The sequence below is a fragment of the Caenimonas sp. SL110 genome (assembly GCF_001044395.1).
GTDB lineage: Bacteria > Pseudomonadota > Gammaproteobacteria > Burkholderiales > Burkholderiaceae_C > Ramlibacter.
The window spans coordinates 1-24,215 of record NZ_JANU01000064.1 but is presented as its reverse complement, the minus strand read 5'-3'; the positions used below and the strand labels follow the sequence as shown (position 1 = coordinate 24,215).

Here is a 24,215-nt window from a genome sequence, read left to right as displayed (position 1 = left end):
TGGCTCTTCAATGAGGCATGACCAGCTGGGCCGTATGAACGAGGTACTCCGGTGCGGGCGTGGTCGTTGCGCCCGCCGGGGGATCAAATGAAGCCATCGCCTGAACCAGCTGCGCGACGGTGTTGTTGATCTTCACCGACGACAGCGACGCACTGCTGTTGGCATTTCCGGCAGCATCGGTGAAGCTTCCCGTCGCGATGCTGATCGAAGCCGCGATGTTATTGAGGCCTGCATCGGGTGTGAACAGCGCCGTGTAGAGCAGGTCGCTCGAGGCGGACTGGGCGAATCCGCTCAGGCTTGCGCGGGTGACCGAAATGTCGCTTGCATCGAAGGTGTTGGCTGCCGGCGCTTCGCTCAACTTGAAGCTGAGGGTGGCAGTTTGTCCACTGGTCAGAAGCAGGTCGTTGGAGGTAATCGTCACTGCGGGTGGCTTCGTGTCCACGGTCAGTGGCAGGGGCACGCTCCAAGGGCTGATGTTGCCCGAAAGGTCCGTCTGCATCACAGAGAGCCGGTGAACGCCATCGGCCCGGGCGCTCGTGGGGACGATCGAGTAGCTGCCGTCGGCCAAGGCGGTCGTCGCTCCGATAACGGTCGTGCCGTCCCGGAGCGTCACCTTTGCGCCCGCCTCGGCCACGCCGGTGATCGTTGGCAACTTCACGTTGGTGATGTTGTCGCCCACAAGCCCCGAGTCGCTGGCTGCCGCCAATGACAAGCTGGGCGTCGTTGGCGGCGTCAGGTCGACCGCGATGACAGTGTTGTCGTTCAGCACGCTCAGGTTGCCGGCCGCATCGCTGAAAGCGCCCTGCGCGACCGTGATCGTCGCATTGCCTTCATAGCCTGGCGCGGGCGTGAACCTGACCGTGTAGGTGAGTTCCACGACCCGCTCGAACAGGCCGAAGAAATACCTTTCCGTGGCCTGGCTGAAGTTGCTGAGCGTGCCGCTGCCAGGCGGCACGACGATCAGGTCGCTGAGGGTGAACTGTGTCCCGGCCCCGGGGCGTTCCGAAAGCACGATGGTCAAGGTACTGAATTGCCCCGCTTTCAGCGCATAGTCGTTTGCGGTGACCTTGACCGTCGGAGCCGTCCTGTCGACCGCGATGGACAAGGCCGTCGATGCCGAGTTGTTGTTGCCGACGGCATCCGTGAACCGGTTGGCGGCAACGCTGATCCTGGCTGTGCCTGTAAAGGCGGCGTTGGGTGTGAAACTCCCGCTGAACGTGGTGTTGTCGCTCGTGGTCAGGGCGCCCATCGTGCCCACGGTAAAGCCGGCGCTGTTCTTCACGCTGACGTCGCTGGCCGTGAACGTGCCCGCGGCCGCAGCCTCGCTGAGCGTGAAGGTGATCGTGGGATCGGCGTCGCCGACGACTAGCGACAGGTCGCTCGAGGTGATAGCCAAGAGCTTGGGCGCGACCTTGTCAATCTCGATGGCCAGTTGCGGCGAGGCCAGGTTGCCCCTGCCGGCCGCGTTGGTGAATTGATTGGCGGCAACGCTGATCAGGGCTGTGCCGTTGAACCCGGCCTTGGGCGTGAAGCTCCCGGTAAAGGTCTTGTTGTTCGTCGTCGTCAATGTGCCCATCGTACCGACCACCGTGCCGATGCTGTCCTTGATGCTGATATCGCTGGCCGTGAAGGTGCCCGCCTTTGCCACTTCGTTCAGGGTGAAGCTGATCTTCGGGTTGGTATCGCCTATTTTCAGCGCCACGTCCGTCGACGTGATGGCGCTGATGACGGGCGAACTCCGGTCCACCGCGATGCCTAGCATCGAGGAGGCGGTATTGCCGTTGCCGACTGGGTCCGTGAATTCATTGGCGGCAACGCCGATCAGGGCGGTCCCGACGAAGCCGGCGTTCGGCGTGAAGGTGCCGGTGAAGGTCTGGTTGTCGCTGGTGCCCAGGGCGCCCATCGTGCCGACGACAGCACCGGTGCCGTCCAGCACGCTGACGTCCACGGCCGTGAAGGTGCCCGCGGCCGCTGCTTCGCTGAGGGTGAAAGTGATGGTGGGGTCGGCGTCTGCATTGGTGACGGACAGGCCGGTGGAGGTGATGGCCGTGACCGTCGGCGACACGGTGTCCACCTCGATGCCTAGCGTTGGTGAAGCCGTGCTGCTCGGGTTGCCGATCACATCGGTGAACTGGCCGGCCGCAATCGTGATCAAGGCAGTTCCATTGAACCCGGCGTTCGGCGTGAAGGTGCCGATGAAGGTCTGGTTGTCGCTGGTGCTCAAGGCACCCATGATCCCCGCCACGGCGCCGGTGCTGTCGAGCACACTGACATCGGCGGCGGTGAAGCTGCCCGCGGCCGCTGCCTCGCTCAGGGTGAAGGTGATCGCGGGGTCCGCGTCGCCATTGGCCAGCGCGATGTCGCTGGCGGCGATGGAGCTGACCGTCGGCGCCACTTTGTCGACGTTGATGTTCAGGTTGGACGACGCGGCATTGCCATTGCCAGGCACATCGGTGAACTGATTGGCCCCGATGCTGATGAGGGCGGCGCCCGTGTAGGCCACACTCGGCGTGAAGGTGCCGGTGAAGGTGATGCTGTCGCTGGTGCTCAATGCGCCCATCGTCCCCACCACGGCGCCGCTGCCGTCCAGCACGCTGACGTCGGCGGCGGTGAAGCTGCCCGCAGCGGCGGCCTCGCTCAGGGTGAAGGTGATCGTGGGATCCGCGTCGCCCATGGCCAGCGCCGGGTCGCTGGAAGTGATGGAGTCGATCGCTGGCGCCACCTCGTCCACCGCGATGGCGAGCACCGACGAGGCCATGTTGCCGTTGCCGGGCACGTCGGTGAACCGGTTGGCCTCTACGCTGACGAAGGCCGTGCCCGTATAGGCCGCATTCGGCGTGAGAGTGCCGGTGAAGGTGATGTCGTCGCTGGTGCTCAATGCACCCAGAGAGCCGACCGTGGCGCCGCCGCCGTCCTTGATGCTGACGTCGTCGCCCGTGAAGCTGCCCGGGGCGACAGCTTCGCTCAAGGTGAAGGTGATGGTCGGGTCGGCATCGCCAATGATGAGGGAAGCGTCGGTGGTGGTGATAGCCGTGACCGTCGGCGCCACCGTGTCCACCGCGATGCTCAGCGTGGACGAGGCGGCGCTATTGCTGTTGCCGGGCATGTCGGTGAACTGGTTGGCCTCGACGCTGATCAGGGCGGCGCCCGTGTAGCCGGCGTTCGGCGTGAAGATGCCGGTGAAGGTCCGGTTGTCGCTGGTGCCCAGGGCGCCCATCGTGCCGACCACAGCGCCGGCGCCGTCCCTGACGCGGACATCCCCGGCCGTGAAGCTGCCCGCTGCTGCCGGCTCGCTCAGCGTGAACGTGATGGTCGGGTCGGGATCGCTGGCGTTGACGAACAGGTCGGTGGACGTGATCGACGTGACCGCTGGCGCGACCTTGTCGACCACGATGCCGAGCGCGGTGGACGCGGAGTTGCCGTTGCCTGGCACGTCGGTGAACCGGTTGGCCGCGACGCTGATAAGGGCTGTGCCCGTGAAGCCAGCGTTGGGTGTGAAGATGCCGGTGAAGGTCTGATTGTCGGTGGTGCTCAACGTGCCCATCGTGCCGACGATGTTGCCCGTGCTGTCCTTGACGCTCACATCGCTGGCCGTGAAGGTACCCACGGCTGCCGCTTCGTTCAAGGTGAACGTGACGGCGGGATTGGCATCGCCGGCGATGAGGGACAGGTCGGTCGAGCTGAAGGCCGTGACCGCTGGCGCCACCTTATCTACCGCGATGAGAAGCGTGGGCGATACCTGGTTGCCGATGCCCGACACGGCGGTGAACTGATCGGCTGCGACGCTGATCAGCGCGACGCCGTTGAATCCGGCACTGAGCGTGAGCGCGCCGGTGAAGTGCAGATTGTCGGTGGTGACCAGCGCGCCCATCGTGCCGACGGTGTTGCCCATGCTGTCCTTGACGCTCACATCGCTGCCCGTGAACGTACCCGCGTCTGCTGGCGTGCTGAGCACGAAGGTGATTGCGGGATTGGGGTCGCTGGCGATGAGCGAGACGTCGCTAGACGTGATCGATGTGATCAGCGTTGCCAACGAATAGGCCCCCAAATCGGGATCCGCTCCGCGCGGCAGGCCGCGCTGATCGACCAAGACGCCGGTACCGCCGGCACCGGCCCGCAGGGCCGCGATGCTTGCGGTGGTCAGCGCGATGGTGCGGGTCGGCCCGCCGTTGTCGGCCAGCCCGGCCGGATCGAAGTTCGGGTTGGTGCCGGCGACCAGCGAGCCAGCCGGCAGGCCGTTGCTGCCGGACGCATTGAGCGTGACCAGGTTGTTGCTGCTGGCCGAAAGATTGGCCGCCAGGCCGCCGCCGTTGGTCGCTGCAAAAAAGTCGGCCACGCTGGTGAACGCGTTCTGGCCGAGGATGCTGTTCCTCAGGGTCGCGGTGGCCTGCTGGCCCCCGCCATCGCTCAGCACGAAGAGGTCCGTTGCGCCTTGGGCCGCGATGTTGCCGCTCAGGGTCACGAAGGTCGCGTTCAGCGTGCCGTTGCGCACAAAGATAGCGCCGCCTCTGCCACTGCCGGTGCCGCCAGCGGTGGCACCTGTGCCACCCGCGCCGCCGATGGCACTGTTTTGCGTGAAGGTGTCGTTGACCAGCGTGAGGGTCCCGCCATTGCTGAAGATGGCGCCGCCCAGGCCGGCCCCACCGCCACCGCCGCCGCCCTTGCCGTTGAAGAGGCCGAGGCCGCCGGCACCGGCGCCGAAGCCACCGCTGCCGCCGAGGCTGGTGCCGCGGCCACCGCCGCCGCCGCCACCACCGCCGCCGAAGCCACCGAATCCACCGTGGCTGAAGTTGCCCCCACCGCCGGCACCGCCACCGAAGCCGCCCGTGCCGCCAGGTCGGCCGATCGATGTGCCATTGGCGCCGGCGCCGCCACCGCCTGCCCCGCCGCCCACGCCACCATTGCCGCCGACGTTGAGCTGCGGCCCGCCGTTGCCGCCATTGACTCCGCCGCCGTCGCCGCCGGTGGTCCCCACGGGCGCCGAGCCTGCGGCACCCATGCCGCCACCGCCACCACCGGCCTGCAAGCTGCCCGCGTTGGTCGAGCCGCCCGTGCCGCCCTGGGCCTGATTGTTGACAAAGGTGCAACCATTGGCGGTGAAACTGCTGGTGCTGCCATCCACGAGTACCGCGCCACCGAGGCCTGCGCCGCCACCGCCGGCGCCCCCTATGCCGCCGTTGCCACCCATCCCACCAACGGCGTTGCCGCCGGCCAGCGTGATGTTGTTCAGGCTCAGGCTGCCGCCGCCCTGGATGGCGAACAGCCGTGTCGCCCCGGCGCCGTCGATGGTGATGCCCATCCTGCCCGCGCCGAGCGAGCCGTCGATGGTCACGTCGTCGGCACCGATGATGAAGGATGTCTGCCCATACGGATTGACATAGCCGCCGGGCACGGTCGCCAGTGTCGCGCTCAGCGTGATGGTGTTCTGTGCGGTGAAGGCCGTGCTGTCGAAGGTGATGCTGTCGATGACGCCGTTGAGGCTCGCCTGGTACAGGCAGTAGCGCAGGTCGCCGCTGGTGCCCGAGCCGGTGCCGGCGTTGGTGCCGGATACATCGCCGGCAACGTTAACGATGAAAGTAGTCATTGCGGGGGTCCCTGTCTGGTTGGAATTTTTTTGAATCCGATTTCTGGCGCAATAATAGTTTTTTAGTTTTACATAAACCGCGAAATGATAAGTGCTTTGGACTATTTGGCAAGCTCGTGCGACAACCTGCGTACTCGCGCGCTCGCGCACCACGAGGCCGGCCGTTTCGCGGACGCCGCGCGCGACTACCAATGTCTGCTCGACCAGTGGCCTGGCGACGCCGCCGCGCTGCACCTGTTCGGCCTTTTGCACCAACAGTGCGGCTATCCGCAGCGCGCGCTGGAATTGATCGGTGCGGCGATCGCGCAGTGCCCCCAGATAGCCGCATTCCATTCGAACCTCGCCGAGGCGCATCGGGCTTTGGGGCAGTTCAGCCTGGCCGCCGAGTGCTGCCGCGAGGCCTTGCGGCTTGCGCCCCAAGACCCCGACGCAGCCAACAACCTCGGGCTGGCCTTGCACGGCCTCGGACGCTTCGACGAGGCGCTGGAGCAGTTCGACATCGCACTGGCGCAGCGCCCCGGGTTCGCGTTGGCCCAAAACAATCGTGGCACCTCGCTGGTCCAGCTGGGCAGGATGCGTGAAGCAGAATCGGCCTATCGCCGTGCGATTGAAACGGCTCCCGGTCTTGCGATGGCGCACTCCAACCTGGCGCGGCTCCTGCAGCTGGATGGACAACTGGACACAGCCGTGCCCCACGCGGAGCGCGCCGCAAGGCTGGAGCCTGGCCACGCCGGCCTGCAGCAGCACGCGGCCACGCTGCACGCCCTGCGCGACGACTGGGCCAGCGCCATACCCTTTTGCGAACGTCGCGTCGCGCTTGCGCCGGGCGACGTCGATGCGCTGTGCGACCTGGGTTTCGCGTACCAGTCGGGCGAGCGGACAGCGCTTGCGCAGACCACGCTGCAACGGGCGCTGGACGTCGCCCCCGGTCATTTGCAGGCATGCCTCAACCTGGCCGACCTGCATGAGCAGCAGGGCGCGCTGGACACGGCGCATGCGTGTTACCGCAAGGCGCAGGCCAGTCACCCGCAGTCGCTGCTGCCCGCAGCCCGCCGCGCTCAGTTGGCGGCACACAGCACGAGCGACGCCGAGCGTGACCATCTTCGCTTCGCGCTGAACCAGCACGCTCTTGCGCCGAACGAGCGCGCCTGCACCCTCTTTGCGTTGGCACAGGTGGCCGATGCGCGCGGCGACTATGCCGAGGTCGCCGCCTGCCTGGCGCAGGCCAATGCGCTCACGCGCGGCCTTCGGCGCGCCAGTGGGCAGCATTACGACCCGGAGGAACACACGCGCTATGTCGACTGGTTGATGGCGGCGTTCACGCCGCAGCTGTTCGCGCGCCTCGGCGCAGTTGGCGATGACTCGTCACAACCGGTTTTCGTGTTCGGCATGCCGCGCTCGGGGACCACGCTGGTCGAGCAGATCCTGTCCAGTCACTCGCGCATCCACGGCGCCGGTGAACTGACGCTGGTGCGGCGTGCGATGGACTCTTTGCAAGTTCCTGCCCGCGAGACGGGCGAGCAACTGCCGGACCTGGCTTCGCTGGAGGCCGCCGAAGTCAGGCGCCTGGCCGCCGGCTACCTGGGCGGCTTGCGCGAGGTGCTTGAGCAGCAAGGCATCACACGGACTCTTCGGGCCGAATCACCGACTGCAACGCGCATCGTCGACAAGATGCCGGACAACTACCTGTACCTCGGCATGATCGCGCTCATGTTTCCGCGCGCAACGCTCATCCACGTGCGACGCGACCTGCGCGACGTGGCGGTCTCCTGCTGGCAGACGCCCTTTCGCAGCATGCGGTGGGCCGACGACATGCATGACCTTGCCCACCGCATCGGCAATTACCAGCGGCTCAGCGAGCACTGGCTGGCTGTGTTGCCGGGGCGGGTGCACGAAGTCCACTATGAGCGGCTTGTCGGTGACTTCGAGCCGCAGGCGCGCCGGCTGGTCGTCGCCTGCGGCCTGGAATGGGAGCCGGCGTGCCTGGCGTTCCATCAGAATTCGCGGCCGGTGAGAACCGCCAGCCTCGCGCAGGTGCGCCAGCCGCTCTACGCCAGATCGCTGGCCCGCTGGCACCGCTACGAGCCGTACCTGGGCTCTCTGTTCGAGGGCTTGCCACGCGAGCCCGCCAATTGATGCTCCTGGGCATTCATGGGGCTGCTCCACCAGGTGGGGCACGCGCTCCCGCCATCACGCCCATGAGTTCTTGCAGACCGTGCCTCAGTTCTTCACGCAGTCCGCGTAATACCGCATCTTCCCGTCCGGGCCTTCTTCTTCCACCAGCCCGTGGATGTCGGTTTCAAACCCTGGGCACTGCGCATTGAACTCGCGCGAGAACTTCAGGTAATCGACGATCTTCTTGTTGAACACCTCGCCCGGAATCAACAGCGGAATGCCCGGCGGGTACGGCGTGACCAGTGAGGTCGTGATGCGCCCTTCCAGCTCGTCGATCTCGACCCGCTCGGTCTTGCGGTGCGCGATGTACGCAAACGCGTCGCTCGGCTTCATGGCAGGCGTCAGGTCGCTCAGGTACATCTCGGTCGTCAGGCGCGCGATGTCGTACTTGGCGTAGAGCGCGTGGATGTGCTGGCACAGATCGGCCAGGCCCATGCGCTCGTAACGCGGGAACTGCTGGCAGAACTCGGGCAGGATGCGCCACATCGGCTGGTTGCGCGCGTAGTCGTCCTTGAACTGCTGCAGCGCGGTAAGCATCGTGTTCCAGCGGCCCTTGGTGATGCCGATGGTGAACATGATGAAGAAGCTGTACAGGCCCGTCTTCTCGACAATGATTCCGTGTTCCGCCAGGAATCGCGTGACGATGGAAGCCGGAATGCCCGTCTTGGCGAACTTGCCCTGCAAGTCCAGGCCGGGCGTCACGATGGTGGACTTGATCGGGTCCAGCATGTTGAAGCCTTCGGCCAGGTTGCCGAAGCCGTGCCACTTGGCCGTGCGCGCCTCGCCCTTGATGATCCAGTCGTCGGCCCGGCCGATGCCTTCATCGACCAGCCGGTCCGGTCCCCAGACCTTGAACCACCAGTCCTTGCCGTATTCCTCATCGACCTTGCGCATGGCGCGGCGAAAGTCCAGCGCTTCCAGGATCGACTCTTCGACCAGCGCCGTGCCACCGGGCGGCTCCATCATGGCTGCCGCCACGTCGCAGCTCGCAATGATCGAGTACTGCGGGCTGGTGGAGGTGTGCATCAGGTAGGCCTCATTGAAGAGGTGCCTGTCGAGCTTGCGGTTTTGCGAATCCTGCACGAGCACATGGCTGGCCTGGCTGATGCCGGCGAGCAGCTTGTGGGTGGACTGCGTTGCAAAGGTCAGCGATTCCTTGGGCCGGGTGCGGTTGCGGCCCATCGAGTGGTAGGTGCCATAGAACGGATGGAACGCCGCGTGCGGCAGCCACGCTTCGTCGAAGTGCAGCGTATCGACATAGCCGTCGAGCAGCTTCTTGATCGTCTCGGTGTTGTAGAGCACGCCGTCATAAGTGGACTGCGTCACCGTCATCACGCGCGGCTTGATCGAATCGAAATCGGCGCCCTTGAGCAACGGATTCGCCCTGATCTTGGCCTTGATCGCAGCCGGTTCGAACTCGCTCTGCGGGATCGGGCCGATGATGCCGAAATGGTTGCGCGTGGGTTTCAGAAAGACGGGAATCGAGCCCGTCATGATGATCGCGTGCAGGATCGACTTGTGGCAGTTGCGGTCCACCACCACCACGTCGCCCGGTGCCACCGTGTGGTGCCACACCATCTTGTTGGATGTGGAGGTGCCGTTCGTCACGAAGAAGCAATGGTCGGCGTTGAAGATGCGCGCCGCATTGCGCTCGCTCGCTGCCACCGGGCCGGTGTGGTCGAGCAGCTGACCGAGTTCGTCCACCGCATTGCACACGTCGGCACGCAGCATGTTCTCGCCAAAGAACTGGTGGAACATCTGGCCCACCGGGCTCTTCAGAAATGCCACGCCGCCCGAGTGACCCGGGCAATGCCACGAATAGGAGCCGTCTTCGGCGTAATCGAGCAGCGCCTTGAAAAACGGCGGCTGTATGCCTTCGAGGTACGACTTGGCTTCACGGATGATGTGGCGCGCCATGAATTCCGGCGTGTCCTCGAACATGTGGATGAAGCCATGCAACTCGCGCAGGATGTCGTTGGGGATGTGGCGCGATGTCTTGGTTTCGCCGTGCACGTAGATGGGCACGTCGGCGTTCTTGCGGCGCACTTCCTGGATGAAGTTGCGCAGGTGCACGACGGCCGGGTCGAGGTCGGGACCGGGCGTGAACTCCTCGTCGTCGATCGACAAAATGAACGCGCTGGCCCGGCTTTGCTGTTGCGCGAACTGCGACAGGTCGCCGTAGCGCGTCACGCCCAGTACCTCGAAGCCCTCCGCCTCGATGGCATCGGCCAGCGCACGGATGCCGAGCCCGGAAGTGTTTTCAGAGCGGTAGTCCTCGTCGATGATGACGATAGGGAAGCGGAATTTCATGGGGCGGCCTGCGGAAAATCGGGGAAACAGGCGCGAAGTGTATGCAAAAGCCGTGTCATGTTCTTGCGCTAACCGTGATTTCACACAAAATGTCTGCACTACAACGAGCAATAGAGGGGCCTATGGCCGAATCGACCATCTGGTGGCTGCTGGCGGGCACCGCCATCGCCATCGAACTCATCACCGGAACCTTCTACCTGCTGATGCTGGCCATCGGGCTGGCCGCGGCAGCGCTGGCGGCTCACGCGGGCGGCAGCATGACCGTGCAGCTGGTGACCGCAGCCGTGATTGGCGGCGGAGCGGTAGCCGCCTGGTCCGCCGTCCGGGGCAAGCGACCCTCGGAGCAGCCGGCCTCCTCCAATCGCGATGTCAACATGGACGTGGGCGAGACGGTGCACGTTGATGCCTGGAACGCAGACGGCACCACGTCCATCAAATACCGCGGCGCCAACTGGGCAGCGGTGGCGGCCGGCGGGACCGTGCACGCGGCAGGCGCCCATCGCGTGCGCGAAGTCGTGGGCAACCGCCTGGTGCTCGAAAAAATCTGACCGCAACGCACACAGCCAACAACAAAGGGAACAGTTCAATGACCGTAGCCATCATCATCCTGGTCGTCGCAGCGATCTTCATCATCCGCTCGATCAAGGTCGTGCCCCAGCAAAATGCCTGGGTCGTCGAGCGCCTGGGCAAATTCCACTCCACGCTCACGCCCGGCCTGAACTTTCTCATCCCCTTCGTGGACAAGGTTGCCTACAAGCACAGCCTGAAAGAAATTCCACTCGATGTGCCCAGCCAGGTCTGCATCACGCGCGACAACACCCAGCTGCAGGTGGACGGCATCCTTTACTTCCAGGTCACCGACCCGATGCGCGCGAGCTACGGCTCATCCAACTACATCGTGGCCGTCACGCAGCTCGCGCAGACATCGCTGCGCAGCGTGATCGGCAAGCTCGAACTGGACAAGACCTTCGAAGAGCGCGACATCATCAATGCGCAAGTGGTGCAGGCCATCGACGAAGCGGCCCTGAACTGGGGCGTGAAGGTTCTGCGCTACGAAATCAAGGACCTGACACCCCCTAAGGAAATCCTGCACGCCATGCAGGCGCAGATCACCGCCGAGCGCGAGAAGCGCGCCCTGATCGCAGCATCCGAAGGCCGCAGGCAAGAGCAGATCAATATCGCGACCGGCGAGCGCGAGGCCTTCATCGCCCGCTCCGAAGGCGAGAAGCAGGCAGCCATCAACTCGGCGCAAGGTGAAGCCGCGGCAATCACCGCTGTGGCTGATGCAACCGCGATGGCGATCGAACGCATCGCGGTCGCCATCCGCAGCCCTGGCGGCGAACAGGCCGTGCAACTCAAGGTCGCTGAACGCGCGGTCGATGCCTACAGCAAGGTCGCATCGGATGCGACCACCACGCTGATCGTGCCGAGCAACATGACGGAAGTTTCTGCGCTGATTGGCTCCGCGATGAAGATGGTCCAAGGCACGCGCACGGCACCCTGATCGCCGCAACTGGCTGTCATGCCGGACTCGATCCGGCATCCACCGCGTAGCGGCAACGGCTGTCGAAGCGACAACGGCGGCCACTGCTCATGCAGAATCACCGCTGCTTTGCAAAGAACCACCCAGGGGAGTTATGGCGCTGAGATTGCTGCATTCGGCCGACTGGCAGATCGGGAGGATCTACTCGCAGTTCGAGCCTGACGACGCGGCGGCCCTGTTCGAGGCTCGCTTTCTCGTCGTCGAACGATTGGCCGCGCTGGCTGTCGAGCACAACGTGGATGCCGTCCTCGTCGCTGGCGACGTCTTCGACGCACAAACCGTCTCCGACAAGACCATACGCCGCCTCTTCAACGCCATGAAGGGCTACACCGGCCATTGGGTCATGCTGCCCGGCAACCACGATGCCGCGCTCGCCGAATCGGTCTGGACCCGCGCGCATCGGCTCGGCGTCATTCCACCCAACGTCGTCACCTGCCTCGAACCCGTCGTGCGCATCATCGGTGACCAGTTCGCGGTGCTACCCGCACCACTCGTGCAGCGCCACACCTACGGCGACCTGACCCAGTGGTTCTCGTCTGCCTCCACGCCAGAGGGCCTTCATCGAATCGGCCTGGCCCACGGCTGCGTGCAAGGGGTGCTGGCCGACGAGCTGGATTCGGCCAACCCCATTGCCACCGGCCGTGCCGCCACCGCCGGGCTGGACTACCTGGCGTTGGGTGACTGGCACGGCACGCGCTGCATCGATGAGCGCACCTGGTACGCCGGCACGCCGGAAACCGACCGTTTCAAGGCCAACGATTCGGGCCAGGCACTGCTGGTTGACATTGCCGCGCCGGGCGCTGTGCCCCAGGTGCGGGCGCTGCAGACCGGGCGATATCGCTGGCAGCAGATGGACCCACGGCTGGCTGTACCCAGTGACCTGGAGGAAACCCTGCAGGCGCTCGAATCCACCGGTCCTGATGACGTGCTGCAGATGCGCGTGTCTGGCGTGTGCGACCTGAACGGCCAGCGCCGCCTCCAGCAAGGCGTGGAAGCTGCCCGTGCCCGTCTGCGGGCGCTCGTTCATGAATCGCATTCGCTCAGGCTGGAGCCCACGCAAGAGGACATCGAATCGCTCCATGCCGATGGCTACGTCGGCGAAGTGCTGCAACAGTTGCGCGTCGAACAGGACGGACCGCAGGCAGGGCTGGCTCGCGATGCACTGGTGGTCCTGGCCGGCATGCTCAATGAACTGGGCAGCAGTCCTGCAGCGGCCAGCCAGGAGGCCCGGCCATGAAGATCAGGCGCCTGCGCATCGAGCAGTTCAAGCGCTTTCGCGAACCGCTGGAAATCACCGGATTCACCGATGGCCTCAACCTGTTCGCCGCGCCCAACGAGTCCGGCAAATCCACCGTGGCAGAAGCGATTCGCGCCGCATTTTTTGAGCGGCATCGCTCGGGCAGCGTGGAGCACCTGCGCCCCTGGGGTGACTCGTCAGCCACGCCCACCGTCGAGGTGGAATTCGATATGGGCGACAAGCGCCATCGCCTGACCAAGGTGTTTTTGGGCAAAAAGCGCTGCGACCTGCTGATCGACGGACAGTCGCCGCTGGATGGCGTCGCGGCCGAAGATCACCTGGCCGGTCTGCTGGGTTTCAAGTTCCCGGGCAAGGGCGCGAGCGCGCCCGAACACCGTGGCATTCCCGGACTCCTGTGGATCCGGCAAGGCACTGCGCACGAACTGGCCGACGCCGTCACCTATGCCGCAGACCACTTGCGCCAGGTGCTGGGTGAGTCACTGGGCGACCTGACGTCTTCCAGCGGGGACGTGGTGCTGCGAGCCGTGGAAGCGGGACGTCACGAGCTGCTCACGCGCTCAACCGGCAACCCCAAAGGCGAATACGCAGCGGCATTGCTGCGCAAGGCCGAGTTGACGGACGCATTGACCACACTCGACGCTGATATCAGGGCCTACCAGGGCAGCGTCGATCGGCTCGCCGCGCTGCGTCACGATCACCAGCGCGACGAACACGAGCGTCCGTGGAGCGCCATCCGCGAACAGCACCAGCTCGCACTGCAAACACTGGAAGCGGCGCAGGGCCTGGAGGCACGGCAACAGGCCCAGCAGACGGCGGTTGAGCAGTGGCGCGCGCAGACGGCTTCTCACCGGTCAGAGCTCGAAGCGTTCGCGCGCGACGATGCGGCCGTCACGACGCGAGAGCAGGCACTGGCGCTTCGCGCAGCGGCTGAGGCCACTGCGCTCGCACAGGTGCAATCGTGGGAGCGACGGCACAACGACGCCATCACCGTCGATACACAGGCGCGGCAGATGCTGGAGCGCGTGCGTGCGGCAGCAGCGCGAACCGAGACCGTTCGCGCCGCGCAGGAGCTGGAAACCACGCTCGCCGCAGTGACCCATTCGCTCACCCGAGCGCGCGAGGAACACACGCGACTGGCCCGCCTGCAAGCCGAGGCGCAGGCCATGTCCATCCCAGCCACAGACCTGAAGAAGCTCAAGCAGCTTTCGCAATCGCTGCGCGATGTCGGCGTGCGCCTGGAAGCGGCCGCCACCCTGCTTGAATTCGATCTGCTCGAAGGACAGTCGATGCGACTGGGCGACGAAAGCGTCGAAGGACGTGCACGGCACACAGTGGTCGGCCGCACGGAAATCCAGATCGACGGATTCGGCCTGATCTGTGTGCAGCCCGGCGGCGCAGACATCCCGGCGCTTGCGACGCAGCAGGGCACGCTCTCTGCCGACCTGGCCGCGTTGCTGCAAAAGCTCGGCATCGCCAATCTGGCCGAAGCCGAAGAGCGGGACCGCCAGGCCTCGCAACGCCTGCAAGACGCCAGGGCAAGCAAGCAGGTTCTGGAAGCGCTGGCCCCCAACGGCGTGGACGCTCTTGAAGCCGATCAGGCTTTGCGAACGGTGCGGGCGCAGGAACTCAAATCGGTCCTTGCCGCCCTGCCCCCACCCGCCGAGGGCGATGACAGCCTGCCCGACCTTGCATCAGCGCAAGCGCAAGCCGAACGCGCCGCCGCCAGCCTGACAACCACAGCCGCCGCCCTCACCCAGGCCCGCGTGTCAGTCGGCAAAGCGCAGAGCGACCTCACGACGGCAATCCAGGAACTGGACGCCGCCAAAGCGACAGTCAGCGACGCCGGTCGCGCACAACGCATGGCCGTGGCACGCCAGTCATTGAGCGACGCGCTGGTCCATGAATCGACCGCCCAGCAACGCCTGGACGCCACCGCCTCCGAGCTGCGAAGCGTGAACCTGGTCCTGCTGCGCCAGGACGTGGATCGGCTGGCGCGCAGCGCACAACAACTGGAAGAAGCCCACGAGCTTCGCCGGCACGACATCACGCGGCTTGAAGTGGAGCTGGAAACCAAGGGCGCGTTGGGCCTTGAAGAACAAAGAGCCGAACGCCAACGCGAACTGGAAGCCGCCACGCGCCGCGCCGACGAACTGGCCCGCCGCGCCAATGCGCTGGATCACCTGCTGACCCTGCTGCAGGACAAGCGCTCGGAACTGGCCCGCCGCCTGCGCGCGCCGCTGCAAAAGCATCTGGACCACTACCTGGGCATCCTGTTTCCGGGCGCGCGCATCGAAGTCGCCGACGACCTCTCGCCCGGCGCCATCACGCGCGCCGGCCCGCGCGGTCAAGAGGTAGGCGAGTTCGAAGAGCTGAGCGTAGGCACGCGCGAGCAGATGGGCATCGTGGCGCGGCTGGCCTATGCCGACCTGTTGCAGGAAGCCGGCAGGCCGACATTGCTGATCCTGGACGACGCATTGGTGAACACCGACGATGACCGGCTCGGGCAGATGAAGCGCGTGCTGTACGACGCCGCGCAGCGGCATCAGGTGCTGATCTTTACCTGCCACCCGGCGGCATGGCGGGATCTGGGGGTGGTGGCGCGGGGGATTTGACCGGGCGGTATCGGCCAGCAGGTCGGGCATGAACAGGCTGTTGGCCCGGTCGAACAGCGCAGCATCGCCCTCGGCATAAAGCCAACCGTTCGCCGCCAGGCTGACACAGATTTCGGCTTCGAAGTGGTGTTCCTCGTGCCGGTTCATTGGCTCAAGGCTTTCAGGCGGTCCATGACGAGGTCGGCGCGCTCGGCAATGCGGCGCAGATACGGCAGGTTCGGATCATCAGCTCGCATCGGCCCCTCCGTCGCTGCCCGAATCGAAGCGCATCAGCTCCGCTTTCATCAGGTTGGCGGCAAGGGTGCGCTCCCGCGCCCGCCCGACCCGCAAGGCATCCAGCAAAGCCAGCAGGCGGTGTAGCGCGGGGTCGGCCAGCGCAGCCTGCGGCGCGGTGCGATAGATCGGCGAGAGCGTGGGGCCCTTGGCGCTACCCGTAGGGTGGGCCCAGACGGGGGCTTGCTCCGAAGCCACAGTCAACTCGCTGACGAGCGGCTCTGCGCCAAAGGCCGTCGGCACGCCGCGCTTGACTGGCCCAGTCGTGGCGGGCCAGATGTAGCGCACGCCGTGGAGCATGAACTCCAGCAGATTGGGTCTGACCGGCGACCAGTCGCCACGTCCGGGCGCCACAGCCAGGCCCGAGGCCACTGCACGTTTCACGCTCGCATGCGCTTCCGAAGCGCTGATGGCCAGGGCTTCGCCCAGCGCGGCATACGTCCAGCGCTGCGGCGGGTGGGCCGCCACCTTCAGGAGTACGAGCAGGTCTTGGGGTTTGAGGTCCATGGAGGAGTGATATTCGCTATTCGCGAATTACGAATATCGCTGATGAAACCCTTTTTGCGCAAGCGGGCCGTGCGATGCAACGACCCAGCGTTGGCGGACGGCTACATCTTCCCGGCCGCGCCGGCCAGGGCGGCAAAGAGTTCGTTGATTGATTCTTGCAGTCGGGGCACGCTGACGTAGGCCTCTCCGGGCACCGGCGAGAACTGCCTGCTGCCCCCGTACTTCTCCTCGCCGTAGCGGAAGGCCATCGAATTCGGGTCCAGTGCACCTTCAGCACCAGTTCCAGCGCATGCCTGTACAGAAACAACACTGGATTCGCCAAGCGGTAGTCTTCCTGTTCCTGGCCTTTGATGGCTTCGGCAAGAACATTAGCCGCGTGCAGGTATTGTTCGGCCATCTCCAGCATGGTCGGAACGGATGCTCCGCCGACCACGAATCCATGCGGCCCGGAAAAGGCATCTTCCCGGTAGTGCTCCTCGGAGAGCCATGACGCGGCCGTATTCAGACTGCTCCTAGTCGCCTCGCAGGAGGTCGGCGACAGACCAGATGAAGGACGACAGCGCTTGGTGATTCATGGGCTCCCTTGGTATTCGATGCCCTATGGGCAATAGCCGAGGCATTTTCACCTCAATCGACACGGGCGATGAGCGGGGATTGCCCATGTAGGGCGGCGTGAGCGCCTGGCTTGTAGAAAAGACAAGGGCCCGAAGGCCCTTGTCGTTGAGTGAGAGCGCCGCCTCAGCTACACCCCCATTGGGGATAGCGGTAGCGACGTCGTCTATGAGCCCTTAACTACCCCGGCTTTCATGGAGCCCGGTTGAGCCCGCTCGCTCACGTGGCCGATGAGACTTGCTGAATGCCTGCGACGACCCAGCCACCGAAGCCGGAGCGCGGCTTTGTCAGGTGCCAGACCTCATCCAGGTCTTCCGTGTCGGCATGCACCTGATCGCGCACGCTGCCTCTGAAGCGCACGCTGACGATGTACCGATCACCTTCTTCCACGACTTCCAGCACCTGAGCGTCAAGGCCGAACACCTGCGTCTCCTGTGCGACCGCGCCTCGCGCCTCGATTTCCGCTCGCACTTCTTCAAACAAGTCGGGCGTGAGGTAGTCACGCAGACGCTGCAAATCCCCAGCGTCGTTTGCCGACTGCAGTGCCATGAATTGCTGGGTTGCGTTGCGCGCGAAGGCTGCGGTGTCGAAGTCGGCGGGGATCGCGGATGGCACCGCACTCGCGGTGACCGCACCTAACGCCGAACCGATCCGCGTGCCGCTTGAAGGCTGGCCTGTGAGGCTACCTCCGAAGCTTCCGGCTGCGGGTCCCGCTGCACCACTGCCTCCTGCAATGGCGGGAGCGGCCCCGTTGGCCATGCGCTTGCGCATGACGAAGCCCACCACGGCCATGACCACCACGCCCAACAGAACCATGAGCATGACATTGGCCATCGCTGCGCCAAACCCCAAGTGCGACGCGAGCGCCATCAAGCCCAGGCCGGCGGCCAGGCCTGCGATCGGGCCCATCCAGCTGCGCTTTGCCGCTGCAGCAGCGGGTGCAGCGGCTGCTGCCCCTGCGCCGGCTGCAGGCAGGGCCTGTGCCGGCGATCCCGGTGTGTTGGCGGGGGTGGCTGGTTGTGTTGTCTGCTGGCGTTGCATGCCGCTGGACTTCGCGCCGCCCAATCGCTTGGCTTGCGCGTCGAATGCCATCGTTGTGCTCAGGGCGAGCACCAGTGCCGCCAGGCCAAGTACTTTTTTCATAAGAGGGTCTCCATGAGTGAAATCGGATGAAGCCTTAACATACGCCCGTCCGGCGGAAGAAAAAAGCAGCAGGAGCCTGCAGACAACTCAGGAAAAACCTTCAGTTTCGTTCCGGCACTCGCCCCTGCTTTCAGATCGGACGCCAAAAAACAAAAAAGCCCCGTGGTTAGGGGCTTTTCAGAGGGGTTTGCAGTCTGGAACGGACTGCCGAAAACACATTCGCGGCGGAGAGGGCGGGATTCGAACCCGCGGAGGGCTATTAACCCTCACACGCTTTCCAGGCGTGCGACTTAAACCGCTCATCCACCTCTCCTGCGAGCCCGCGATTGTAGCAGTGGCGCGGATGCCCTCAGGCCACTTTCACCCGACGCGCCTGATCCGGGTCGGCCAGCATGGTCAGAAGCAGGTTCACATCCGCAGGCTTGACCATGTGAAAGTCAAAGCCAGCCTGCTCCGATCGCGAGCGGCTCTCGGCTTCGCCGTATCCCGTGAGCGCAATCAGCAACGCATCGCGCGTGCCCGCCAGGTTGCGCATGCGGATGGCCACTTCAAATCCGTTCATGCCCGGCAAGCCGATATCCAGCAGCACCACGTCGGGCTTGAACTCCTCTGCGATCTTCAGCGCCGTCACGCCTTCGTGTGCCAGCTGCACTTCGTAGCCTTCCATTTCCAGCAAGGCCATCAGCGTTTCGGCCGATGCAACGAGGTCATCGACCACCAGCACACGCGCACGCGCCTTGACCGGCGGCGGTGTGCTGTCCGGCATGTCCGGCGCGCCGGGCAGCGAGCCTTGCGCAGCGATTTCAGCGGGCAGGTAGATGCACAGCTCGGCGCCCTTGCCGGTGCCTTCGCTGCGTGCAACCACCGAGCCGCCGTGTTGCTCCACCAGGTGCTTGACCAGCGTGAGGCCGATGCCCAGCCCGCCCTGCGAGCGGTCGAGCGACTGGTCGGCCTGCGCGAAGAGGTCGAAGATGTGCGGCAGGAATGCCGGGTCTATGCCCGCGCCCTGGTCCTTCACCGAAATCCTGATCTGCCCGCCTTCCATCGCGGCGTTGAGCGAGATGGTCGTGTTGGGTCCCGAGAACTTCGAGGCGTTGTTCACCAGGTTGGACAGCACCTGCGCCAGCCGCACGGCGTCGCCGTTGATCGCAACCGGCTCCCTGGGCAGCACTACATCCAGCGTCTGGTGGCGGCTGGCAATGCTGGGCGATGTGGCCTCTACCGTGCGCTCGACCATGGTGGCAAGGCTCAGCTTCTCGGGCTTGACCACCACCTTGCCCTGCACGATGCGCGACACGTCAAGCAGGTCATCGATCAGGCGCGACATATGGTCGGCCTGACGCCCGATCACGTCGCGGGCCCAGTTCATGGTCTTGGGCGAAACGTCGTGGCCCTGCATGAGGTGCACCGCGTTGCGGATCGGCGCCAGGGGGTTGCGCAATTCGTGCGCGAGCATCGCCAGGAATTCGTTCTTGCGGCGGTCGGCGTCCTGCACCGCGCGATACAGGCGCGCGTTCTCCATCGCGATCGACGCGCGGCTCACGATTTCACGGGCCAGCGCGACACGCGGCGCGTCCATCGCCTCGGATTTCGATACCAGGATCAGCGCGCCGCGCGCGATGCCACCGGAGATCAGCGGACAGATGGCAGCAGCCTCGGCGCCGCCCTTCCACATCTCGAACTGCTTTCGCTCCAGCGCCTTGGCAAGCGACGCCCTGAGCGCATTGGGCATCTCGGTCGGCTCGCCCTCGCCCGGCTGGGGATGCATGACGACCCGGCCCAAAGTGCCGTCCGGGTTGGACAGCGTGAGGATCGCGCGGTCTCCCAGCATAGGCACGGCAACATCGAACAGCGCGCCGATCGTGTTCTCGACATCGAGCGAACGCGACAGCGTCTGGCTCGCCTCGGCCAGGTAGTCCGCGCGGTGGATGGCTTCTTCAGCCGCGACGCGCGCAGTTTCAGACCGGGCCAGCGCTTCACGCTGCACAGCCTGCTGCTGCAGCTGGCGGTTCATGCGAAAGAGTTCGACGAAAACCCGCACCTTCGATCGAAGAACTTCCGGCACGACCGGCGAAGGGATGTAGTCCACCGCGCCCAGCGCATAGCCGCGCTTGGCCTGTACATCGTCCACGTAAGCCGTGATGAAAACGATAGGCGTCTGCGACGACTTCTTGTATTGGCGGATGAGGCCTGCGGTTTCCAGCCCGTCGATGTCGGGCATGTTGACGTCCAGCAGGATGACCGCGAATTCCTGGTCGAGGATGTACTTCAGCGCCTCCTTGCCGGAACGCGCGCTGATGATGTTCTGGCCCAGCTCATCCAGGATGGTGCGAAAGACGACGTGCTTTTCCTGCAGGTCATCCACGACCAGGATGTTGACCTTCTCCTGCTCGAGCGCTGTCGGCGATGTAGCCGCCGCCTGAGCCGTCACTGGTGCAGCCATGCGCGCAGGACCGTCAGCAGGTCCGGCGTGTTGACTGGCTTGGAGAGGTAGTCCCATGCGCCCGCCTCTATGCATTTTTCCCTGTCACCCTTCATGGCCTTGGCCGTTACAGCAATCATCGGCAAGTCCTTGCCCGAAGGCAGTTTTCGAATTTCCTTCATCGTCGCCATGCCGTCCATCTCCGGCATCATGATGTCCATCAGCACGACCTTGATCTGCGGATCGCTGCCGACACGGGCGATGGCGTCGCGTCCATTATCGGCCCACACGATGTCCATTCCGTGCTCTTCCAGCACCGTGGCCAGCGCAAAAATGTTACGCATGTCGTCATCGACGATCAGCACGCGCTTGCCCGTCAGCGGCTTGGTCGACTCGTGAATCTCGTTGATGATCGACCGCTTGGCTTCCGGCAGTCTTGCCAGGTTGTGGTGCAGCGCCAGCAAGGTGTTGTCAAAGAGCTTGGCCGCTGTGTGCGCCTCATGCACAACCAGCGACTCGGTGGATGTCCAGCTGAACTTGCCGGAGTCCTTGCCGCCGCCATGGTAGAGCAGCAGTTGCAGCGGCCCTATGGCGGCATGGGCGGCCAGCAGTCGCTTGAGTTCGTGCGGGTCCGCACCCGGAAAACCGTCTTCCAGCACAACGGCGTCGTAGTTGCCTTCTTCGAGCGCATCGTGCAGCTTGTCGGCGCTCTTGACGACGTCGATCGCAACCTGCTCGTCTTCCATGTCGGCCAGGAACTCGCGCCGCGCCGCCACGTCTTTCAGTGCAACGAGCAAGCGCTTTTCCGGGCGTGACAGGTAGGTGCGCAGCTTGTCGAGCATGACGTCGAGCACTTCCTTGGACTGGATCGGCTTTTCAAGGAAAGCCAGTGCGCCCGAGCGGAACGCACGCTCCTTGGAGTCGTCGGTCGAGATCACGCACACCGGAAGGTGCCGTGCAGCCGGGTCCTGCTTGATGCGGTCGAGCACACGCCAGCCGTCCATGTCGGGCAGGTACATGTCCAGCGTGATCGCCGAGGGCTTGTACTGCGTGGCCAGAGTCAGCGCCCCGGCACCCAGTGAAGTGACCAGGCCCTTGAAGCCCTTGGCACGCGCCGCGTCGAGCAGGAATTTGGCAAACGCCATGTCGTTCTCGACGATCAGCAGCACCATGTCGCCTTGCTGGATGGTGTCGCGGTCATCGCCCGCTTCGTTCGCCACCACGCTGGTCTCGTCGCCCACGATCACCGCATCTTCAATGATCTCGGGGCGCGCGATGCGCTTCATGGCCGGCGCAGCAGAGAACTCCGCCCGCGTATCCACCCTGGGCTCGTTGGGCTGCATGGCACGGCGAGCACCGCGTGTGCCGGTGTAGACCAGCGGCAGGTACAGCGTGAATGTCGATCCCTGGCCGGGTGCACTGGCCAGACGTATTTCACCGCCGAGCAACTTCGAAAGCTCCCGGCTGATGGCCAGGCCCAGGCCGGTGCCGCCGTACTTGCGGCTGGTGGAACCGTCGGCTTGCTGGAAGGCCTCGAAGATGATCTGCTGCTTGTCGCCCGAGATGCCGATGCCGGTATCGGACACCGAGAACGCAACCACCTGCTGCGCACGGTTCAAGTCCTCGTTGTCCGAGGTCCAGCCCGACAGCACTTCTTCGACTGACAACGTGACCTGGCCCTGGTGGGTGAACTTGAAGGCGTTCGACAGCAGGTTCTTCAGGATCTGCTGGAGCCGCTTCACGTCGGTCACCATCGAGGTCGGCAGGTCGACGCCGGTGTGGATCATGAAGTCCACGCTCTTGGCTTCTGCCACGTGGCGGAAGGTGCGCTCGACATACAGCTGCAGGTCCGACAGGCGCAGCTCGTTCACATCGACCACCACCGTGCCCGACTCGATCTTGGACAGGTCCAGGATGTCGTTGATGAGCATCAGCAGGTCGTTACCCGACGAGTGAATCGTCTTGGCGAATTCGACCTGCTTGGGCGACAGGTTGCCGTCCGCGTTCTTGGACAACTGGTCCGACAGGATCAAGAGCGAGTTGAGCGGCGTGCGCAACTCGTGCGACATGTTCGCGAGAAATTCCGACTTGTACTTGGAGGTCAGGGCGAGCTGCTTGGCCTTGTCTTCCAATGCCTGGCGGGCCTGCTCCACTTCCTGGTTCTTGCGCTCCACCTCGTGGTTCTGGTGCACCAGCAACCGGGCCTTTTCCTGCAGCTCTTCGTTGGTCTGCTGCAGCTCCTGCTGGCGGCTTTGAAGCTCCTGCGCGAGCGATTGCGACTGGGTCAGCAGGTCTTCGGTGCGCATGTTCGCCTCGATCGTGTTGATCACGATACCGATCGATTCAGTGAGCTGGTCCAGAAACGCCTGGTGGGTCGGGTTGAATCGCTCGACCGATGCCAGCTCGACGACACCGCGAACCTGGCCTTCGAAAATGATCGGCAGCACCAGCACGTTGAGCGGCTGCACTTCCATGAGGCCCGACGAGATGCGCAAACTGTCGGGAATCGAGGAGGTCAGCAGGATCTTCTTCTTGTCATAGGCACACTGCCCCACGAGCCCCTGTCCCAGCTCCACTTCCTTGCCGTACGAGCCGTGGCCGTCGGACGCATAAGACGCCATGAGCCGCAGCTTGGGTTGCTCATAGGTGTAGCGCAGCACATAGAACTCGGCCTGCTGCGCGCCCACCACCGGTGCCAGTTCCGACAGGATCAGGTGACCCACGGCGACCAGGTCCTTCTGGCCTTGCAGCATCCGCGAGAACTTCGCCAGGTTGGTCTTGAGCCAATCCTGCTCGGTGTTGACTTGCGTCGTGTCCTTGAGGTTGCGGATCATCTCGTTGACGGTGTCTTTCAGCGCGGCCATTTCGCCCAGCGCCTCCACCGTGATCGATCGTGTCAAGTCACCCTGCGTCACCGCGGTCGCCACTTCGGCAATCGCTCGCACCTGCGTGGTCAGGTTGGCTGCGAGCTGGTTCACGTTCTCGGTCAGGCCCTTCCAGGTGCCCGATGCGCCCGGCACCTTGGCCTGGCCGCCCAGGCGCCCTTCCACACCCACTTCGCGCGCAACAGTCGTCACCTGGTCGGCGAAGGTTGCGAGCGTGTCGGTCATGCCGTTGATGGTGTCGGCCAGCGCCGCCACTTCGCCCTTGGCTTCCACCGTGAGCTTCTGGTCCAGGTCGCCGTTGGCCACGGCCGTCACCACCTTGGCGATGCCGCGCACCTGAGAGGTCAGGTTACCGGCCATGAAGTTCACGTTGTCGGTCAGGTCCTTCCAGGTGCCGGCCACGCCCTGCACATCGGCCTGTCCGCCCAGCTTGCCTTCGGTTCCCACTTCGCGCGCCACCCGCGTCACTTCGGAGGCGAAGGATCGCAGCTGGTCCACCATGGTGTTGATCGTGGCTTTCAGTTCCAGGATTTCGCCCTTCACTTCCACCGTGATCTTCTTGGAAAGGTCACCGGCCGCAACAGCCTTGGTCACGTCAGCGATGTTTCGCACCTGCGAGGTCAGGTTGCCGGCCATGAAGTTCACGTTGTCGGTCAGGTCTTTCCAGGTGCCGGCCACGCCCTGCACATCGGCCTGTCCGCCCAGCTTGCCTTCGGTACCCACTTCGCGCGCCACACGCGTCACTTCAGATGCGAAGGATCGCAGCTGGTCCACCATCGTGTTGATGGTGTTCTTCAGCTCCAGGATCTCGCCCTTCACGTCCACCGTGATCTTCTTGGACAGGTCACCGGTCGCCACGGCCTTGGTCACGTCGGCAATGTTTCGCACCTG

At 64.6% G+C, this 24,215-nt stretch carries 13 protein-coding genes and 1 tRNA gene; 6 read left to right on the top strand and 8 right to left on the bottom strand.

What is annotated here, in order from left to right; genetic code table 11:
• Window positions 1-7 precede the first annotated feature (7 nt).
• Complete coding sequence (locus tag AQ12_RS20980; protein ID WP_048441934.1) at window positions 8-5,584, bottom strand: Ig-like domain-containing protein; 5,577 nt, start codon at window positions 5,582-5,584, stop codon at window positions 8-10.
• A gap of 96 nt (window positions 5,585-5,680) precedes the next feature.
• On the opposite strand from AQ12_RS20980, the gene AQ12_RS20975 reads away from it, so the two are divergent.
• Window positions 5,681-7,720 (top strand): tetratricopeptide repeat-containing sulfotransferase family protein, encoded by a 2,040-nt coding sequence (locus AQ12_RS20975; RefSeq protein ID WP_048441933.1) that lies wholly within the window; start codon window positions 5,681-5,683, stop codon window positions 7,718-7,720.
• A gap of 84 nt (window positions 7,721-7,804) precedes the next feature.
• Here AQ12_RS20975 and AQ12_RS20970 read toward each other — a convergent pair whose 3' ends face one another.
• Window positions 7,805-10,069 (bottom strand): arginine/lysine/ornithine decarboxylase, encoded by a 2,265-nt coding sequence (locus AQ12_RS20970; protein ID WP_048441932.1) that lies wholly within the window; start codon window positions 10,067-10,069, stop codon window positions 7,805-7,807.
• Between the two features lie 122 nt (window positions 10,070-10,191).
• Between AQ12_RS20970 and AQ12_RS20965 the strand changes: the two genes are divergently transcribed.
• From AQ12_RS20965 to AQ12_RS20950, 4 genes are all read left to right on the top strand, one after another.
• Window positions 10,192-10,617 (top strand): NfeD family protein, encoded by a 426-nt coding sequence (locus tag AQ12_RS20965; protein WP_048441931.1) that lies wholly within the window; start codon window positions 10,192-10,194, stop codon window positions 10,615-10,617.
• A 38-nt stretch (window positions 10,618-10,655) separates the two neighbouring features.
• The gene (locus AQ12_RS20960) at window positions 10,656-11,573 is read left to right on the top strand and encodes an SPFH domain-containing protein (RefSeq protein WP_048441930.1); all 918 of its coding nucleotides are present in this window, start codon (window positions 10,656-10,658) and stop codon (window positions 11,571-11,573) included.
• Between the two features lie 133 nt (window positions 11,574-11,706).
• Entirely contained in the window at window positions 11,707-12,849 is a 1,143-nt protein-coding gene (locus AQ12_RS20955) for a DNA repair exonuclease (RefSeq protein WP_048441929.1), read from the top strand.
• Complete coding sequence (locus AQ12_RS20950) at window positions 12,846-15,482, top strand: AAA family ATPase (RefSeq protein ID WP_048441928.1); 2,637 nt, start codon at window positions 12,846-12,848, stop codon at window positions 15,480-15,482. The genes AQ12_RS20955 and AQ12_RS20950 overlap by 4 nt, the downstream gene beginning before the upstream one ends.
• Window positions 15,483-15,707: 225 nt before the next feature.
• Here the strand turns inward: AQ12_RS20950 and AQ12_RS20945 are convergent, their stop codons facing one another.
• Window positions 15,708-16,262 carry a MarR family transcriptional regulator gene (locus AQ12_RS20945; RefSeq protein WP_048441927.1) on the bottom strand — a complete coding sequence of 185 codons (555 nt, stop codon included), beginning with the start codon at window positions 16,260-16,262 and terminating at the stop codon, window positions 15,708-15,710.
• Between the two features lie 101 nt (window positions 16,263-16,363).
• Window positions 16,364-16,510, bottom strand: coding sequence for a hypothetical protein (locus AQ12_RS23065; RefSeq protein ID WP_161799054.1), 147 nt, complete (start codon window positions 16,508-16,510; stop codon window positions 16,364-16,366).
• Between the two features lie 41 nt (window positions 16,511-16,551).
• On the opposite strand from AQ12_RS23065, the gene AQ12_RS20940 reads away from it, so the two are divergent.
• Entirely contained in the window at window positions 16,552-16,752 is a 201-nt protein-coding gene (locus AQ12_RS20940; protein WP_152682890.1) for a hypothetical protein, read from the top strand.
• A gap of 341 nt (window positions 16,753-17,093) precedes the next feature.
• Here the strand turns inward: AQ12_RS20940 and AQ12_RS20935 are convergent, their stop codons facing one another.
• The 4 genes from AQ12_RS20935 to AQ12_RS20920 all read right to left on the bottom strand — a co-directional run.
• Window positions 17,094-18,017: a Tim44 domain-containing protein gene (locus AQ12_RS20935; RefSeq protein ID WP_048441925.1), complete on the bottom strand. Its 924-nt coding sequence runs from the start codon at window positions 18,015-18,017 to the stop codon at window positions 17,094-17,096.
• A 225-nt stretch (window positions 18,018-18,242) separates the two neighbouring features.
• Window positions 18,243-18,330, bottom strand: a tRNA-Ser gene (locus AQ12_RS20930).
• Window positions 18,331-18,366: 36 nt separating this feature from the next.
• Entirely contained in the window at window positions 18,367-20,460 is a 2,094-nt protein-coding gene (locus AQ12_RS20925; protein WP_048441924.1) for a response regulator, read from the bottom strand.
• On the bottom strand, window positions 20,445-24,215 hold a 3,771-nt coding region (locus AQ12_RS20920), incomplete at its 5' end, for a response regulator (RefSeq protein ID WP_048441923.1). The genes AQ12_RS20920 and AQ12_RS20925, both read right to left, overlap by 16 nt.